Annotated in this window: 17 protein-coding genes, 1 tRNA gene and 3 pseudogenes; 3 read left to right on the top strand and 18 right to left on the bottom strand. The window is 56.8% G+C overall.

Features of this window, described 5'->3' with window-relative positions; all coding sequences use genetic code 11:
• Nucleotides 1-65: 65 nt before the first annotated feature.
• The 3 genes from PQV96_RS01965 to PQV96_RS01955 form a co-directional block, all read right to left on the bottom strand.
• Nucleotides 66-719, bottom strand: a complete 654-nt coding sequence (locus PQV96_RS01965; protein ID WP_207375678.1) for a hypothetical protein — start codon at nucleotides 717-719, stop codon at nucleotides 66-68.
• Between the two features lie 90 nt (nucleotides 720-809).
• A complete protein-coding gene (locus tag PQV96_RS01960) occupies nucleotides 810-2,285 on the bottom strand; it encodes an Arm DNA-binding domain-containing protein (RefSeq protein WP_207375677.1) in 1,476 nt (491 codons plus the stop codon).
• Nucleotides 2,278-2,526 (bottom strand): hypothetical protein, encoded by a 249-nt coding sequence (locus PQV96_RS01955; RefSeq protein ID WP_207375676.1) that lies wholly within the window; start codon nucleotides 2,524-2,526, stop codon nucleotides 2,278-2,280. The genes PQV96_RS01960 and PQV96_RS01955 overlap by 8 nt, the downstream gene beginning before the upstream one ends.
• Nucleotides 2,527-2,654: 128 nt before the next feature.
• Here PQV96_RS01955 and PQV96_RS01950 point away from each other — a divergent pair, with 128 nt between their 5' ends.
• Nucleotides 2,655-2,903, top strand: a complete 249-nt coding sequence (locus PQV96_RS01950; protein WP_207375675.1) for a helix-turn-helix domain-containing protein — start codon at nucleotides 2,655-2,657, stop codon at nucleotides 2,901-2,903.
• A 337-nt stretch (nucleotides 2,904-3,240) separates the two neighbouring features.
• Here PQV96_RS01950 and PQV96_RS01945 read toward each other — a convergent pair.
• Nucleotides 3,241-3,953, bottom strand: a pseudogene (locus PQV96_RS01945) (IS5 family transposase).
• Nucleotides 3,954-4,108: 155 nt separating this feature from the next.
• Between PQV96_RS01945 and PQV96_RS01940 the strand changes: the two are divergent.
• Nucleotides 4,109-5,206: an MBL fold metallo-hydrolase RNA specificity domain-containing protein gene (locus PQV96_RS01940; RefSeq protein ID WP_273624411.1), complete on the top strand. Its 1,098-nt coding sequence runs from the start codon at nucleotides 4,109-4,111 to the stop codon at nucleotides 5,204-5,206.
• A gap of 292 nt (nucleotides 5,207-5,498) precedes the next feature.
• Here the strand turns inward: PQV96_RS01940 and PQV96_RS01935 are convergent.
• Nucleotides 5,499-6,542 (bottom strand): annotated as a pseudogene (locus tag PQV96_RS01935) (IS630-like element ISStma10 family transposase).
• 141 nt (nucleotides 6,543-6,683) lie between these two features.
• Between PQV96_RS01935 and PQV96_RS01930 the strand changes: the two are divergent.
• Nucleotides 6,684-7,774: pseudogene (locus tag PQV96_RS01930) on the top strand (IS630 family transposase).
• A gap of 284 nt (nucleotides 7,775-8,058) precedes the next feature.
• Here the strand turns inward: PQV96_RS01930 and PQV96_RS01925 are convergent.
• The 13 genes from PQV96_RS01925 to rplR all read right to left on the bottom strand — a co-directional run bounded on the left by PQV96_RS01925 (nucleotide 8,059) and on the right by rplR (nucleotide 15,836).
• Complete coding sequence (locus tag PQV96_RS01925) at nucleotides 8,059-9,366, bottom strand: IS4 family transposase (RefSeq protein ID WP_273624410.1); 1,308 nt, start codon at nucleotides 9,364-9,366, stop codon at nucleotides 8,059-8,061.
• Nucleotides 9,367-9,488: 122 nt separating this feature from the next.
• Nucleotides 9,489-9,565 (bottom strand) — tRNA-Met (locus PQV96_RS01920).
• 21 nt (nucleotides 9,566-9,586) lie between these two features.
• The gene (gene rplQ, locus PQV96_RS01915) at nucleotides 9,587-9,979 is read right to left on the bottom strand and encodes a 50S ribosomal protein L17 (protein WP_273624409.1); all 393 of its coding nucleotides are present in this window, start codon (nucleotides 9,977-9,979) and stop codon (nucleotides 9,587-9,589) included.
• 90 nt (nucleotides 9,980-10,069) lie between these two features.
• Nucleotides 10,070-11,062 (bottom strand): DNA-directed RNA polymerase subunit alpha, encoded by a 993-nt coding sequence (locus tag PQV96_RS01910; RefSeq protein WP_066698030.1) that lies wholly within the window; start codon nucleotides 11,060-11,062, stop codon nucleotides 10,070-10,072.
• Nucleotides 11,063-11,174: 112 nt separating this feature from the next.
• Entirely contained in the window at nucleotides 11,175-11,798 is a 624-nt protein-coding gene (rpsD, locus tag PQV96_RS01905; protein ID WP_044399288.1) for a 30S ribosomal protein S4, read from the bottom strand.
• Between the two features lie 91 nt (nucleotides 11,799-11,889).
• Nucleotides 11,890-12,294, bottom strand: coding sequence for a 30S ribosomal protein S11 (rpsK, locus tag PQV96_RS01900; RefSeq protein ID WP_005793662.1), 405 nt, complete (start codon nucleotides 12,292-12,294; stop codon nucleotides 11,890-11,892).
• Nucleotides 12,295-12,312: 18 nt separating this feature from the next.
• Nucleotides 12,313-12,678, bottom strand: a complete 366-nt coding sequence (rpsM, locus tag PQV96_RS01895) for a 30S ribosomal protein S13 (RefSeq protein ID WP_066698027.1) — start codon at nucleotides 12,676-12,678, stop codon at nucleotides 12,313-12,315.
• A gap of 23 nt (nucleotides 12,679-12,701) precedes the next feature.
• Nucleotides 12,702-12,815 carry a 50S ribosomal protein L36 gene (rpmJ, locus tag PQV96_RS01890; protein ID WP_005793651.1) on the bottom strand — a complete coding sequence of 38 codons (114 nt, stop codon included), beginning with the start codon at nucleotides 12,813-12,815 and terminating at the stop codon, nucleotides 12,702-12,704.
• A gap of 137 nt (nucleotides 12,816-12,952) precedes the next feature.
• Complete coding sequence (gene secY / locus PQV96_RS01885) at nucleotides 12,953-14,272, bottom strand: preprotein translocase subunit SecY (RefSeq protein WP_044399280.1); 1,320 nt, start codon at nucleotides 14,270-14,272, stop codon at nucleotides 12,953-12,955.
• Between the two features lie 24 nt (nucleotides 14,273-14,296).
• Nucleotides 14,297-14,728, bottom strand: coding sequence for a 50S ribosomal protein L15 (gene rplO, locus PQV96_RS01880; RefSeq protein ID WP_066784382.1), 432 nt, complete (start codon nucleotides 14,726-14,728; stop codon nucleotides 14,297-14,299).
• A gap of 10 nt (nucleotides 14,729-14,738) precedes the next feature.
• Nucleotides 14,739-14,921 carry a 50S ribosomal protein L30 gene (rpmD, locus tag PQV96_RS01875; RefSeq protein WP_063462383.1) on the bottom strand — a complete coding sequence of 61 codons (183 nt, stop codon included), beginning with the start codon at nucleotides 14,919-14,921 and terminating at the stop codon, nucleotides 14,739-14,741.
• A gap of 13 nt (nucleotides 14,922-14,934) precedes the next feature.
• Nucleotides 14,935-15,453, bottom strand: a complete 519-nt coding sequence (gene rpsE, locus PQV96_RS01870) for a 30S ribosomal protein S5 (RefSeq protein ID WP_015016014.1) — start codon at nucleotides 15,451-15,453, stop codon at nucleotides 14,935-14,937.
• Nucleotides 15,454-15,470: 17 nt separating this feature from the next.
• On the bottom strand, nucleotides 15,471-15,836 hold the full coding sequence (rplR, locus tag PQV96_RS01865; protein WP_044399274.1) for a 50S ribosomal protein L18: 366 nt from the start codon (nucleotides 15,834-15,836) through the stop codon (nucleotides 15,471-15,473).
• Between the last annotated feature and the right edge of the window lie 6 nt (nucleotides 15,837-15,842).

The raw sequence follows: 15,842 nt of genomic DNA, 5'->3' as shown, positions 1-15,842 counted from the left end.
GTATGTCCGGGATGGATGGGCCCGGCGGCCCTTGGCTTCGAGTTTCCGCATGTGCATGGTCACACTCAATGCACCTGCATCTGCGCAGTACCCAGCGCTGCCTGAATGCGGGCGACCTGCTGGGGATCGACATCGCCATCGCAGTCCATGCCCAAGACCTGGGCCAGGGTGCTGCCGAGCTCCGGGTGACTGCGGCGCAATTGGCGCAGAGGCTCCTGCAACAGTTCACGCTGTGCCACTGCGATCCGGCTGCGATAGGTGCGAGGCGAGACAGCCACCGGCACCAGATGCCCACCCAGCGCCTGCTGGCGTGCGCACCAGTAATAGCAGCAGGACTGCACAAATGCAGCGACAGCGGCCAGTTCGCGCTCATGGCGGTGCATCAAACCCCCATACTGCCCTGCCCTGTCGGCGGCACGCTCACTCAGGTCCAAAGGCATTGTTGGCGCATGCCCTGCCTCAGTCGCAGCTCCGACATGCAGAAAATAGGCCTTCACCAGGTCGTCCTCGGCAAAGAGGTCGTACAGGAACTGGTGAAGCGCGCCGATGGCGACCTGCGGCATGCGCGCGTGGATGTCGTGGCGGCAGCGATCGATCTCGGTCGCTGACGGATGCAGCTGGCTTGATGTGTACCGCACCGACGGGCGGGTGTGGGCTACGGAGACTGCGAGGACTGCCGGCTGGGAAGCTGTGCTCAGCAAAGAGGTGTTTGCGTTCATGGTGTGCCTGGGTGAGGGGAATGTTCGGGCAAGGCTCCGCCCAGACTGCTGGTTTTTGCAGCCGTTGGGCGAAAGAAGGAATGAGCGGACTTACGCGCTGGCGCGGGGCGAGTGCGTGCGTCCTGTGCGTATCCAGGGGCCCGGTGGGGCTTGGGGTTCACCCTTGTGATGGACGGCCGGCAGCACGATGTCCGTGGGACGGCGGGACATGGCGCTGCTGGTGCCACCACGGAGGGACACACTTGCCTGTGCGGGCTTATGCACGCCGCGTGGCTTGGGTACGGCTTGCGGTGGTGGCAGCACCGGGGCATAGAGATCCGCGTGCACAGGGCGCAGCCCTGCGACTGCGCCGCCCTCTTCCATGCGAATCACCTGAGCTGTGGCCATGCGACTGGCAAGCAGCCGCTCCATCGCCGATCCGTCCTGGCGCGTGAGGTTGGGTACGTAGCGGCTGTAGACCTTGAACAGCATCTCCGTGCTGGTGTGGCCGAGCTGGCGGGCAATCCACTCGGGCGCCTCACCGGCGGCAAGCCACAAGGTGGCCGCGGTGTGGCGCATCTGGTAAGGCCTGCGTTCAGTCATGCCCAAATGGCGCAGCAATGGATACCAGATGCGGTCCGTGAAGTTCTTGTTGTCCAGCGGTGCGCCCATGAGGTTGCAGAACACGTAGTCCGACAACTTGCCTGTGACCTCGTACTGTTTGGCCATTGCGTCAAACACCGGCTGGCTCATCTGGATGTCCCGCTGGCTGCCGTCGGTCTTGGTGTACTCATCCTCTCCAAGAACGAAGGTCTCCCGGACCCGGATCAGGCGGTGCTCGAAATCCACGTAGCGCCATTTGAGGCCATGGACTTCGCCGGTGCGCATGCCGGTGAAGAAGCGCACGGTGAAGTAGTTGCGATAGTCCGCGCGGACGGTTGCCAGGATGCTCTGTACATCCTGCAGACTGAACGGATCCACATCGACCTTGCGCACCCGCAGGCGTTTGATGTTGGTCGTGGGCGTCGTAAACTCGAACCGGTCGGCGGCTTCGTCCATGATCTGGCAAAGCGTGCCAATGATCTCGTTGATGCGTTTGGGTGAGAGTCCTTCCTTGTCTCCGCGACCTTTTACTTTGGCGAGTGTGGCGCGGTAGGCAAGGATGTCGGATTTGGTGATGCTGCTGACCACCTTTTGCCCGAAGTGCGGGATCAGGCGACCGTCCAGCGTGGAGCGCAGGGATCGGATGTGGCTGCGGCGCCATTCGATCTCGTGCTCTTTGAACCACTGGGTGGCGAAGTCTTGAAAATGTGGAGAAGGACTGTTGACAGTTGACTGCATCGCTTTGCCCGCATCAACCGTAGTCGCTGGATCAAACCGCGATGCTAGTGCGCTCTCAGGAAAGTAGTCGCGGTACTGGAAGGTGCCGTTCTTCAGCTCCTTCTTGATCTTTTCCAGAACTGCCTCCACACGCTTTCGGTTTTGCGGCGTGTCAGGCAATGCTGTCTGCTCACGGCAACGAACATTGCGATAGGTGAAGTCCATCACCAACTTGCCGGTTTCTTTTCTGACTGTTACCTTAGCCATGGAGAACTGCTCCATTGGCCATGGGAATTGCACTCATGCCGACTGGCGCCAGGGTGGAGGCGACCTTCATGTCACGCTCAATGGTCTCCCACACAAACAAGATTTTTCTGCCACCGAACGGTCGCACATAGTGCACCCCCTCCATCAGCACGCTGTCTTTAAGACGTTCTCGGATTGTCCGAACGTCATACTTGATCCTTGACGACAATTCATCTGTAGTGAGGTAGGTCTGCTCAGTCATGGTTGCTCCTGTAGAATCTTTACATCAAGCGATAAAAATATTTATCACTTGATGCCGATGATACACAGGCAAACACAATTTTCAATTCATTTGATACTTTTTTTTATCGTTCGCCATCTTTTATTCCCATGATCAGGTTCAAGCTCGGCGAGATGATTGAGAAAAAGCAGTTCGCTGATGGGCGTCGTATCACGATCAGCGAGATAGCTGCAACAACCGGTTTGAACAGGATGACCCTGTCCAAAATCCTCAACCAGAAGGGTTATGGAACTGGAACAGAGACGATCGACAAGCTTTGTGAATACTTTGCTTGCCGCGTTGAAGACCTGATGGAGCATGTCGCGTCCGACGAACCTCCCGCTTCTGTCTCCGACTGAATTGCATATGGTCAACGGCCCTGTAGCAATATCCCCACCGGATCTCCGCTCCAGGCGGTTGTCGATCACACAACTTGGGACTCTAGTTTGCTTGGTCAGCTTCAGGCTGATCTGCGTCATCCGCGCGCCGAGGCAGGAACGGTAGCAAAGACGAAAACCGGTCATTGATCGGCTCTGACTTTGGCCGGCAGCTTGATCTCACAACCGGCCACTGGACCGCGGCGCAACTGCTGTCCGGAGCAAACTCCCGCTCTTTCAGTCGCAACAGTTGTGTCTCCCTTTGGGGCGTCGGCCGAAGGCGCAGTGCATGCGCCGGTCAACTAGGGGCTGTTGAGAATCACCGAGAGTTGATAACCCCAGCCGCGAGATAGATCATCGCTGCGAAGCTGCTATCCGTCTTGTCGCTGCGCATTGCAATTCGCTTGAACTCCTTGAGCTTGCCAAAGAAGTTCTCGATCAAGTGACGCCATTTGTAGACCTCCCGGTCAATCTCCAGTGGCGCTCTCCTTCGCGGCATCTGCGAGATCACCACCTGCGCCCCGCGCTTACCCAACTCCTGGATCAGCCAATTCACATCGAAGGCCTTGTCGGCGAGCAAGGCTTCAAAGCGCACATCAGCGATCAGCTCTTTGACCCCTTTGGTGTCATGGCGCTGCCCTGGCATCAAGACGAACTTCACCAGATTGCCCAATGCATCCGTCAGCGCCAGTATCTTCGTGGTCATGCCGCCCCTCGAGTGGCCTATGGCCTGGCCCGAAGTCCCCCTTTTGCCCCCTGGCCGTGCCGATGCACTTTCACAATCGTGGCATCCACCATCGCATATTCCATGTCCGGCTGCTCGCTCACTGCATCGAACAGACGTTGGAACACATCGGCCTTAACCCAGTCTCTAAAGCGTTTGAACACCGTGTTCCACTTGCCGAACTCTGGCGGCAGGTCTCGCCAGGGGCTGCCTGTGCGGGCAATCCACAGCACTGCCTCAACGAAGCGGCGGTTGTCTGTGCCGCTGCGCCCCGGATCACTTGGCTTGCCAAGGCAGTGCGGCTCCATCTTGGCCCATTGCTCGTCTGTCAGTACCCGTCGAATGCTCATGCGCCTATTGCAACACATCCATTCACGCATCTCAGAATGATTCTCAACAGACCCTAGAGCAGGTGCTCAAGCAGGGTTTGCCCGCGAAAAGGATCGATCGACCCATCAATCTGATGTATGAATGGCCCGAGAGCCAGCGCGCTCACTTTTATGAGATCTTCATGCGAAGCGAGAAGACCGACGAAAAGGGCAAGACAAGTACGATCTATCAACCGTTTACCGAAGACGAGGCAACGCTCCAACAGGCCCTGGACTTGGTGAAGCAGATGCGGGTCTTCAACCCGAAAATGCGCATTCAGGTGATTCTGGATTCGCCGTCGGGGCAAAAAATGACTGCTGTGTACCGGCGTGAACTTAAGCGGCGCATGCCCGGATCGCCTGACGTCCCGATGTACCGCAACGGCGCCTTGAGGGAGTTGTTTGACCTCGAATCGGAAGATCAGGTTGACGCCTTGACAGATCAAATTTTCCTCAATGAACGTCAAAACAGATCGGAATTCACCTCTTACACGCTCCGATTCTGTAAGCCAGAGGAGTCTGAGGATGTATTTAAGGACGGGGAACTCAACATTGTCCTCAGCAGCAGCGGTATGTGTGACGTTGGGCCGATCGTTCCGCATTTGGTTCGCGAGTTGCCTCGTAGTGACTCCACAATCGTGCTGACCGGCTATGCGGCTCCCGAGACAGTCGGCGGCAAGCTGCGTGTCGCATCACGCACGGTCAAGAATTCTGTCTCCGAATCGCTTAATCTGGGCGGCACTGAGATCACAACCTCGAATATCAAGGCAAAAGTCGAGGATCTAGGAGGTTATTACTCGGGGCATGCAGACTGCGATGGCTTGGTCGAATTCGTGTTTCGCCGTGAAGGCAATGAAACCAGTTCGAAGCCTGCATGCCGGGTGTTTATCAATCACGGAGATGACAAGATGCGCCAAGCGCTTGCTCAATCCATTCAGCAGCGCAGCGACCGGGGCGCAAGTACGGATTGCGCGCTCGCTGGCATTGAGCTGCCCACAAGCGCTTCTGCTTGGTTCGATCTCGACCGCGATCAATGGATGCCTGACGAACCTCTCAGTGCGCAGGACGACATGCACTCAATGCTCCTAAAGCTCGTCCTTGAACAGCGCCGCACAAACGACCTGCTTACCGAATTGCTGAGACTACAGAAGCTACCCAAGGCTACGCCGAACAACTTCACTAAGCCGAAGTGATACCCAGAGGCGACCGGCGATCTGACATTAATAGACTTCGTAAAAGCCTCCTGCGCATGTAGCCTAAAGAGACTGATTGAATTAATGACTGTTTCGCGGCGACGAATCTATGAAATCGAATGTCGCGGATGGGTCGAATTCACCTGTTGGGGGGCGTCAAGAGCAGACGGTCGACAGGGAATTCGCGAGGCGCGCGCTGCCAATGTCGACTGTGTATCCTAGACCGGACATCAGGCGTGACCCAAATAGTCTTGCATGAGAGTCGGCTCCTTATTGATCCGGCGGGGATTATTCATGAGGCCGCATAGGCGACATGCTTGTCACTAAAGTACTTCTTGACCCGCTCTGGCGTGTTCTCCAGCATCGTCATGTGCTCTGTCGCTGCAGCGCACAGCCTGGCCTAGGTTCGCACCGGAACCTTGCTGCCAATCGCATGCTTCAAATCTGCGTTCAGCCGCTCCTCTGGGTTGAGCTCAGGGCTGTAGCTGGGCAGGTAGAACAATTCAATGTCCTGTTTGTGCTGTGTCGCCCACTCCTTGACTGGCTTGCTGTGGTGCACCCTCAGGTTGTCCAGAATCAGGAATATCTTCTTGCCCTGCGACTCCTTGATCAAGGCCTGCATGAACTCGATCAGCCTGTCTGAATTGAACGCCTCGTCAATGATCATCCAGCGCGTTTTGCCCTGGTTGGTGACGGTGGCAATCATGGAGAGCTTTTGCCGCGTTCCGCCGACTGCGCGCGTCACTGGTGTTTGGCCCGCAGGTGCGTAACTTCTGCCACGCACATCCGTGTTGACCAGCGCTGTTTCGTCACCCCAATGAATTTCTGCGCCTTCACGCTTGGCTCTGGCCTCAATGGTGGGGTATTCATCTTCGAGCCAGGCCTGGACGGCCTCGGGCCGCTGCTCGTAGGCTTTCTTGATCGGCTTTTGCGGTGTAAAACCCCAGCGTGCCAGATAGTCGCCCACCGCCCGCACAGACAGCTTGATCCCCAGGTCGCGTTCAATGAGTTCGCGCACTGCGGGCCGACTCCAAAGCGCGAACTCCATCTTGATCTGCTCTGGGCGTTTGTCGATGATGGTCATTCGAATCACGCGCTCTTGCTCAGTGCTCAGGCTGCGTCCACTACCTGGTTTCTTTCCCCTGGCGTGGGGCTTGAGTGCGGCCGCACCGCCTTGCTCGAACAGGCGCAGTGCAGTGTTAACCCCAGACCAACTGAGCCCGGTTTGCTCAACGATCTGCATCACGCCAACACCTTTTCGATGCAAGCGAATGACCTGCTTGCGCCGTTCATGCAGCACTTCCCGCGACTGCTTGCGTGCATCTTCTTTTTCCATGAACGTTCGACTCACGCAATCTACAAAAGTTCATGAATAAATCATGCCGAGTTTATATCTCGGCTGCTAGTGTTCTGTCCTGCAAATAAATGGCATTAGTCTTGCATGCCGGTGCAGTATCTTTGGAACGGAGATACCGCGATGAGAACAGGCAGACCGAAATCTGAATTGGTACTGAGTGACGACGAGCGATCTCAATTGCAGTCGTTTGCGCGCAGCCGCTCGTTGCCGGCGGCATTGAGCAGCCGGGCGCGCATTGTTCTTAGCAGCGCAGAGGGCGAGCCCAACAACGCGATCGCCGCGCGGTTGCAATTGACTAACGCCACCGTGGGAAAGTGGCGCTCGCGCTTCATTGAGCGGCGCATCGCCGGTCTGTACGATGACATTCGCCCCGGTGCTCCACGCACCATCGACGATGAGCGGATCGCGGAGTTGATCAACACCACGCTGCACACCAAGCCGGTAAATGGCTCGTCGCACTGGAGCGTGCGCGGCGTGGCCGCAGAGACGGGCATCTCCAAGTCCAGCGTGCAACGCTACTTCCAGCTTTTTGGACTGCAGCCGCATCGCACCGAGGGCTTCAAACTGTCCAATGATCCGTTCTTCGTGGAGAAGTTGCGCGACGTGGTGGGTCTGTACCTGAGCCCCCCGGACAACGCCTTGGTCATCTGCGTGGACGAGAAAAGCCAATGCCAGGCGCTGGAGCGCACGCAGCCGATGCTGCCCATGGGCTTTGGCTACGCCGAAGGTGTCACACACGACTACAAGCGCCATGGCACCACAACGCTGTTTGCCGCGTTGAACGTACTCAACGGCGCGGTGCTGGCCAGTTGCAAACCGCGCCATCGGCATCAGGAGTTCCTGTCGTTTCTGCGCGAGATCGAGACCGCTGTGCCGCCCGAGCTCGACATCCATTGCATCGTAGATAACTACGCCACGCACAGTCACCCGAAGATCAAGGCTTGCTGGCCACCCGGCCGCGCTGGCACATGCACTTCATTCCGACCTACAGCTCCTGGCTGAATCAGGTTGAGCGCTTCTTTGCACTGATCACCGACAAGGCCATCCGGCGCGGATCGTTCACCAGCGTCAAGCAGCTCGTGCAGCGCATCGATCAGTTCGTCGCTCACCACAACGCCAACAGCCAGCCGTTCAAATGGACGGCCACCGCAGATTCGATTCTTGAGAAGTTGCATCGACTTTGCTCACGTATCAGCGGGACAGGACACTAGCTGGGACTGAAAGACGATCGGCAGCAACCGCTGCAATGCCGAAGTCGATGCGGCGGTCCCGCATTGGGGCCAACGGAGCTGCAGCTATGTTGAGCAGCATGCGGAGATCCGCCACTCTCGACATCTTGACTTGAGTTCCAAAGAACAATACTTCTTATTGATTCCAGAAACTCGACGCACACCCAATAGTCACTAACGTTGGGGCCTGAAACTGTGACGACACCGACCTCGCCACAAACCTCGACACAAAACAAAAAGGCCCACCGAAGTGCAATGCCAGTCAGTTAAGAGCTGACTGGCATTTTTTTCGTTGGGAATTTGGAAGCGCGTTTTTTGACGACCCTTGGGAAGCTGCGCCCAGTGCGGCGTGGCGGCAGCACGAAGTGTCGCGATTGCGCCAACAGGGCTGCCAACTGCTTGGGCAAGGTGCCGGCAGAGTCCAGGCTGGGGACCGCCAGTAAGTTCACGATGGCGTAGCTGGCTGTGTGGAAGCTGATGCGCTGGGGCTCGACCTGGACGTGCGCTGCCATCTCGCGCATCCAGCGGCGCAGCAGCGTGTAGGCGATCAGCACACCCCACAGCTCCTGGCGCACCAGCGCGGGCTGCTTGCTGCGCAGCACCGGCTCACCCTCCTGCAGGGTCTGCTTGATCTCCCGGAACCCCAACTCGATCTCCCAACGCTGGCGGTAGAGCTCGGCCAGCTCCTGCGCCGGATGCGTGCGGGGACACAGCAAGGATGTGATGAAGCGGCGCAGCCGTCCACCCACGCTCACCTCGATCAGGCGTGCCTGCCAGTGGCTGGGCAGATGCGGGTGTGCCTTGCGCGCTTGTGGGGACACCGGCATGCGGATCAGCGCATCGCCGCGCGCCAGTTGCTGGACGATCTCATGGCGCAGATTGTCCCGCGCGCGCATCAACCAGTGGCGCTGCGTACCCGCAGCCTGCCAGTCCAACAGGAACGCTGCCGAGAAGTACGCTCGGTCAAACAGGGTCACGGAGTGATCCTCGCCGCGCAACTGCGCTGCCAGGCTCAATTCGCCGCAGTCCATGGCGCCGAGCTTGGCATCAAGCATCTCGTGGCTGTGTGTGTCCATCAGGCAAGTGGCGCGGATCTGCGGCCAGGGCGAGAGGCCATGCTGGTTGCTGCAGCTGCCCAGTTCGACTCGATTCTCAGGGGTGTCCGGCGCCGACCAGACCACACCATCCACAGCCAGTACGCGCAGTGGCTGGCGCACATTCACCGCAGGACGGCTCCAGGCTTGGGTCAGTAGAGCGAACAGCTCGGCCAGAGGCTCCTCGCCCAGGCGCTGGCGGGCTTGCACGCTGACGCTCGGTGCGGGCGGCGCTTGTCCATCCAGGCTCAAATCCAGCTGCTGCACCACCTGCCACAGTGGCCGGTCGCGAAACAGCGCCAGTCCGATCACAAGCCACACGGCATGTTCGGCAGGCAGCTTGCGCCGGCGGATGGAGGCCTTGCCGCTGGTCCCCAGCGCCTGTGCGATCCAGGTGGGGTCTATCAACGCGCTGAGCTGCTCGAGGCGATCAGGTACTCGGGGCAGGGTCTGGCGCAAGGCGTTTGCAAGCAGGCTCATCAAGCAAAAAAGGGAACGTGTTGAACACGTCCCCTTTTTACTGGATCAAGCCGCCTGCGGGCTTAACTGACTGGCATTACACCGAAGTGGGCCTTGACGACAACCTAAATGCTTGATTTTATTGGTTGCGCGAGAAGGATTTGAACCTCCGACCTTTGGGTTATGAGCCCAACGAGCTACCAGACTGCTCCATCGCGCGGTAGATTTAAATTATACCCTATTATTCAGCAGCTGCCGAAGAATTTTCAGTTTCCGCAGCACGATCAACCAGTTCGACGTAAGCCATAGGAGCATTGTCGCCCACACGGAAACCCATCTTTAAGATGCGTGTGTAGCCACCGGGACGGGCTTTGAAGCGTGGACCCAGTTCGTTGAAGAGCTTGGTAACGCTGTCACGGTCACGCAGACGGTTGAATGCGAGGCGACGGTTGGCGACGGAGTCTTCTTTAGCCAAAGTGATCATGGGCTCGATCACGCGGCGAAGTTCTTTAGCCTTGGGGACCGTTGTTTTGATGGCCTCATGCTCGATAAGCGAGTTCATCATGTTTTGCAGCATCGCAAGGCGGTGCGAGCTGGTGCGATTGAGTTTACGGAGGCCGTATCCGTGGCGCATGGTGCTTTCCTTTTACTTTAATTAAATTGAGCAGCCGTATCAGGTACTGCCCAATGCACTGCTCCCATTCAGGGAGCCAAAAATTATAACTTAACGCTTGTCGAGACCGGCTGGTGGCCAGTTCTCAAGCTTCATACCCAGGGTGAGACCGCGGGAAGCCAGGACTTCCTTGATTTCGTTGAGCGACTTACGACCAAGGTTAGGCGTCTTGAGCAACTCGTTTTCGGTGCGCTGAATCAGATCACCGATATAGTAGATGTTCTCTGCCTTGAGGCAGTTGGCAGAACGCACTGTCAGTTCCAATTCATCCACTGGACGGAGCAAAATCGGATCGAACGTAGCACCGCCACGTGGGCCCGAAGGTGTCTCAAAGGCTGTCAGTTCGCCGCCTTCCAGCTGGGCAAACACAGCCAACTGCTCCACCAAAATCTTGGCAGACGCACGCACGGCATCTTCCGCAGTGATCGCACCGTTGGTTTCAATCTCTACGACCAGCTTGTCCAGATCGGTACGCTGCTCCACGCGGGCACTTTCGACTGTGTAGCTAACGCGCTTGACTGGAGAGAAAGAGGCGTCGAGAACAATACGGCCAATAGATTTAGTAGCTTCGTCGGCATAACGACGCATGCTGCCAGGCACGTAACCCCGGCCCTTTTCCACCTTGATCTGCATGTCCAGCTTGCCGCCCTGCGACAAGTGTGCGATCACGTGATCGGGGTTGACGATCTCTACATCGTGGGGTGTCTGGATATCACGTGCGGTTACGACGCCTTCGCCGTCCTTGCGCAGGCTCAGGGTCACTTCATCACGGTTGTGGAGCTTGAACACCACGCCCTTCAGGTTCAAGAGAATGTTCACCACATCTTCTTGAACTCCATCAATAGAGGAGTACTCGTGAAGCACACCGGCAATGGTCACTTCAGTCGCTGCGTAACCCACCATAGACGAAAGCAGAACGCGTCTGATAGCGTTGCCCAGTGTATGGCCATAGCCCCGCTCAAACGGCTCCAGAGCCACCTTGGCGCGGTTGTGGCCCAGCTGCTCGACATTGATCGTCTTGGGTTTCAGCAAATTGGTTTGCATTCAAACTTCCTCTCAATACCCCCAGCTCGTTACACCGGTAAGGCTGGTGAAGCGCCTAAACCGCGATGCCTCGCGGTTTAGGAACGGTTTACTCGAAAACTAGATCGAGTGATTAGCGCGAATACAACTCAACGATCAGGGATTCGTTGATGTCTGCACCGAATTCATCACGATCAGGCACCTTCTTGAAGACACCTTCTGCCTTGTCGGCATTCACATCAACCCAAGCTGGCATGCCCACTTGAGCGGCCAGTTGCAATGCTTCAGTGATACGGGCCTGCTTCTTGGACTTCTCACGCACAGCGACCACATCACCGACCTTCACGAGGTACGAAGGGATGTTGACCGACTGGCCATTCACAGTGATCGCCTTGTGCGACACCAACTGACGGGCTTCTGCACGTGTCGAGCCAAAGCCCATGCGATACACGACGTTGTCCAGGCGTGACTCCAACAGGAACAGCAGATTCGCACCAGTGTTGCCCTTCTTGCCATCAGCGGCTTCGAAGTAGCGGCGGAATTGCTTTTCCAAAATGCCGTACATGCGCTTGACTTTTTGCTTTTCGCGCAGTTGCAGACCGTAGTCAGAGGTACGGGCACCCGAGGTGCGACCGTGCTGACCAGGCTTGGAATCGAACTTAGACTTGTCAGCGATGGAGCGACGGGCGCTCTTCAGGAACAGGTCCGTGCCTTCACGGCGGGAAAGTTTGGCCTTGGGGCCGAGGTAACGTGCCACTTGAGCTTCCTTTTATGTCATCTACCGCACACCATTGCGGGAGCCGCCTGTAGCGCTTACGCGTCTGCAGGCGGCGGTGGGCTTGAAAAAATTAGATACGGCGACGCTTTTGAGGGCGGCAGCCATTGTGCGGCACAGGTGTCACATCGGAAATCGATGTGATGCGGATGCCCAGGGCGCCCAGAGCGCGCACAGAGGATTCACGACCTGGACCAGGACCCTTGATCTCGACATCCAGATTCTTGATACCTTGGTCAATAGCGGCACGGCCAGCCACTTCGGAAGCCACCTGTGCTGCGAAGGGAGTGGACTTGCGCGAGCCCTTAAAACCTTGACCACCAGACGATGCCCAAGACAAAGCATTGCCCTGGCGATCAGTGATGGTAATGATCGTGTTGTTGAAGGAGGCATGCACGTGTGCAATACCGTCCGAAACGTTCTTGCGAACCTTCTTGCGAACGCGCTGAGCTGCGTTATTGGCAGGAGACTTAGCCATAATGATCTTTCAATCTCTTTATTTCTTCAGTGCAGCTGCACCCTTGCGCGGACCCTTGCGAGTACGAGCGTTGGTACGCGTACGCTGACCACGCATCGGCAGACCACGACGATGGCGGAAACCACGGTAGCAGCCAATGTCCATCAAGCGCTTGATGTTCATGGTGGTTTCGCGACGCAGGTCACCTTCGATGGTGAACTGCTCGATTTGCTCGCGAATTTTTTCCAGGTCGCTATCCGTCAGATCCTTGATCTTCTTGGTGTAAGCGATACCAGTTGCTTCGCAAATCTTGCGAGCGCGGGTGCGACCAATGCCAAAAATGGAGGTCAGACCGATTTCCGCATGCTTGTGAGGCGGAATGTTGATGCCAGCGATACGTGCCATATGCGTCCTCTAATACTTTCCAATCAACCTTGGCGCTGCTTATGACGCAGATCCGTGCAGATCACGCGCACCACACCTTTGCGGCGGATGATCTTGCAGTTGCGGCAGATTTTTTTGACCGAAGCCGAAACTCTCATTGCATTCTCCTAAAACTTTTCCATCCGTCCCGGCTGTTCTGCACGGAACACAATGCGTGCCCGCGAAAAATCGTGGGGCGCTCACTTAACTTAATTTCATAACCTCTGAGCAGCATCGGCTACTTAGAAATCATGCTTCAACCAGCACCGCCGCCCTTGAAATTAGCTTTCTTGAGCAGAGACTCGTATTGCTGCGACATCATGTAGTTCTGGACCTGGGCCATGAAGTCCATGGTCACCACCACGATGATCAACAACGATGTACCACCAAAGTAGAACGGCACGTTGTACTTGAGAATCAAGAACTCGGGCAGCAAGCACACAAAGGTGATGTACACAGCACCGGCAAGAGTCAAGCGAACCAGAATCTTGTCAATGTAGCGGGCAGTTTGCTCGCCTGGGCGAATTCCAGGAATGAAGGCGCCGCTCTTCTTCAGGTTATCTGCCGTCTCGCGACTGTTGAAAACCAACGCCGTATAGAAGAAACAGAAGAAGATGATCGCGGCCGCATAGAACATCACATAGATGGGCTGACCAGGAGTCAGAGCACCAGAGATATCCTTCAGCCAACGCATCGAATCGCCTGCACTGAACCAATTCACCACTGTCGCGGGCAACAGAATGATCGACGATGCAAAGATCGGTGGAATCACGCCAGCCATGTTCAACTTCAGGGGCAGATGCGACGCTTGGCCGCCGTAAACCTTGTTACCCACCTGACGACGGGCATAGTTCACGAGAATCTTGCGCTGACCTCGCTCCACGAACACAACGAAGTATGTTACCAGACCCACCACCAGTACGATAAAGATCGCAGCAGGTGCTGACATCGCGCCAGTACTGACCAACTCCAGCAAACCACCAATAGAGCTTGGGAGCCCTGCGGCGATACCTGCAAAGATCAGAATCGAAATGCCGTTGCCTAGACCACGCTCAGTGATTTGCTCGCCCAGCCACATCAGGAACATTGTTCCAGCAGTCAGACTCACCACCGCCGTAAGACGGAAACCAAAACCAGGACTCAGCACCAGGCCAGCAGAGCTTTCCAGCGCAACGGCAATGCCAAACGATTGGAAAAGCGCCAGACCCAAAGTACCAGCACGTGTGTACTGGGTAATCTTTCTGCGGCCGGCCTCGCCTTCCTTCTTCAATTGCTCAAAGGTAGGAATGACATAAGTCATCAACTGCAAAATGATCGATGCCGAGATGTACGGCATGATCCCCAGTGCAAAAACCGTGAAGCGAGACAAAGCACCACCCGAGAACATGTTGAACAAGTTCAGGATGCCGCCCTGTTGTCCACTGAACAACTGCTGAAGTTGGGCTGGATCGATGCCTGGCACCGGGATATGAGCCCCGATGCGATACACGACCAGCGCAAGCAACAGAAAAACCAGCCGACGACGCAGGTCGCCGAACTTGCCAGTCTTTGCAATTTGAGCTGCGCTAGTTGCCACAGATGCCTTCCTTAGGGAGTGCTATCAGGCGAGGGAGCCGCCAGCAGCTTCGATAGCTGCCTTGGCACCTGCCGTTGCACCGATGCCAGTCAGCTTGACAGCCTTGGTCAAAGAGCCGGTCTTGATGACCTTGACCACCTTGGCCAGTTCACCAATCAAACCTGCTTGCTTCAAAGCCAGCACATCAACTTCAGGCAGACCGAGTTGTTCAAGAGCAGACAAAGTAACTTCTGCATTGAACTTCAAAGACTGCGACTTGAAGCCGCGCTTTGGCAGGCGACGCTGCAAAGGCATTTGACCGCCTTCGAAACCCACCTTGTGGTAGCCGCCGGAACGCGACTTTTGACCCTTGTGACCACGGCCAGCGGTCTTGCCCAGACCGGAGCCAATGCCACGGCCTACGCGGCGCTTGGCATGCTTGGCGCCGTCTGCGGGCTTGATGCTATTGAGTTCCATGATCGATCTCTCAGACGATTTTGACCAGATAGCTGATCTTGTTAATCATGCCGCGCACTTCGGGCGTGTCTTGCAGTTCGCTGACGCTGTTCAGCTTGCGCAGACCCAGACCACGGACGGTGGCGCGGTGCGACTCTTTGGTGCCAATCGGGCTACGCACCAGTTGAATCTTGACGGTTTGTTGCGTTGTCATTTCAGACTCCGGTTCAGGCGAAGATGTCTTCGACTGTCTTGCCACGCTTGGCTGCCACGTTCGACGGAGTCGTCGAATTGACAAGTGCGTCAAACGTTGCGCGAACCATGTTGTAAGGATTGGAGGAACCATGGCTCTTGGCCACGATATCCGTCACGCCCAACACTTCAAAGACTGCGCGCATAGGACCGCCAGCAATAATGCCGGTACCCTTTGGAGCGGGAGCCATCATCACGACAGCGGCGCCATGGTGGCCCGTGACGTTGTGATAGATGGTGCCGTTCTTCAGCGAAACCTTGACCATGTTGCGGCGAGCTTCTTCCATCGCCTTCTGCACGGCAGCAGGCACTTCCTTGGATTTGCCCTTGCCCATGCCGACGCGGCCATCACCGTCACCAACCACAGTCAGTGCAGCAAAACCGAGAATACGGCCGCCCTTCACGACTTTGGTCACGCGGTTGACCGCGATCATTTTTTCGCGCAGACCGTCATCACGACCTTCGTCTTGCACTTTGGGTTGAAATTTAGCCATTTTTTATTCCGCTCCGCTTAGAACTGCAGACCAGCTTCGCGGGCTGCATCGGCCAAAGCCTTGACGCGACCGTGGTAAGCGAAACCTGCGCGATCAAATGCAACCTTCTCGACGCCTGCTGCCTTCGCCTTTTCAGCGATGCGCTTGCCGATCAGCTGGGCTGCAGCGGCGTTGCCACCCTTGCCCGAGCCGCCGAGCGACTGGCGCACGTCGGCTTCTGCCGTGGAGGCACTTGCCAGCACCTTGCTGCCGTCGCCAGAGATCACGCTGGCGTAGATATGGAGGTTCGTACGATTCACAGTCAAACGAGCCACGCCTTGCTGAGCAATGCGAATGCGGGTTTGACGGGCACGACGAAGACGCTGCTCTTTCTTTGTCAACATGTTGCA

Origin of the sequence: Acidovorax temperans (assembly GCF_028596105.1) — a bacterium.
GTDB lineage: Bacteria > Pseudomonadota > Gammaproteobacteria > Burkholderiales > Burkholderiaceae_C > Acidovorax > Acidovorax temperans.
The sequence above is the reverse complement of the archived record's forward strand: the minus strand, read 5'-3'. Positions and strand labels throughout refer to the sequence as shown.

Bases quoted from the DNA above. Each gene is read 5' to 3' on its own strand.
- rplO (WP_066784382.1), bottom strand. From the start codon at position 14,728: ATGGAACTCAATAGCATCAAGCCCGCAGACGGCGCCAAGCATGCCAAG.
- PQV96_RS01950 (WP_207375675.1), top strand. From the start codon at position 2,655: ATGATCAGGTTCAAGCTCGGCGAGATGATTGAGAAAAAGCAGTTCGCT.
- PQV96_RS01910 (WP_066698030.1), bottom strand. From the start codon at position 11,062: ATGCAAACCAATTTGCTGAAACCCAAGACGATCAATGTCGAGCAGCTG.
- PQV96_RS01925 (WP_273624410.1), bottom strand. From the start codon at position 9,366: ATGAGCCTGCTTGCAAACGCCTTGCGCCAGACCCTGCCCCGAGTACCT.
- PQV96_RS01960 (WP_207375677.1), bottom strand. From the start codon at position 2,285: ATGGCTAAGGTAACAGTCAGAAAAGAAACCGGCAAGTTGGTGATGGAC.
- PQV96_RS01955 (WP_207375676.1), bottom strand. From the start codon at position 2,526: ATGACTGAGCAGACCTACCTCACTACAGATGAATTGTCGTCAAGGATC.
- rpsM (WP_066698027.1), bottom strand. From the start codon at position 12,678: ATGGCACGTATCGCTGGCATCAACATTCCGCCTCACAAGCATGCGGAA.
- PQV96_RS01965 (WP_207375678.1), bottom strand. From the start codon at position 719: ATGAACGCAAACACCTCTTTGCTGAGCACAGCTTCCCAGCCGGCAGTC.
- rpsE (WP_015016014.1), bottom strand. From the start codon at position 15,453: ATGGCTAAATTTCAACCCAAAGTGCAAGACGAAGGTCGTGATGACGGT.
- PQV96_RS01940 (WP_273624411.1), top strand. From the start codon at position 4,109: ATGTATGAATGGCCCGAGAGCCAGCGCGCTCACTTTTATGAGATCTTC.
- rpmD (WP_063462383.1), bottom strand. From the start codon at position 14,921: ATGACAACGCAACAAACCGTCAAGATTCAACTGGTGCGTAGCCCGATT.
- rplR (WP_044399274.1), bottom strand. From the start codon at position 15,836: ATGTTGACAAAGAAAGAGCAGCGTCTTCGTCGTGCCCGTCAAACCCGC.
- rplQ (WP_273624409.1), bottom strand. From the start codon at position 9,979: ATGCGCCACGGATACGGCCTCCGTAAACTCAATCGCACCAGCTCGCAC.
- rpsK (WP_005793662.1), bottom strand. From the start codon at position 12,294: ATGGCTAAGTCTCCTGCCAATAACGCAGCTCAGCGCGTTCGCAAGAAG.
- rpmJ (WP_005793651.1), bottom strand. From the start codon at position 12,815: ATGAGAGTTTCGGCTTCGGTCAAAAAAATCTGCCGCAACTGCAAGATC.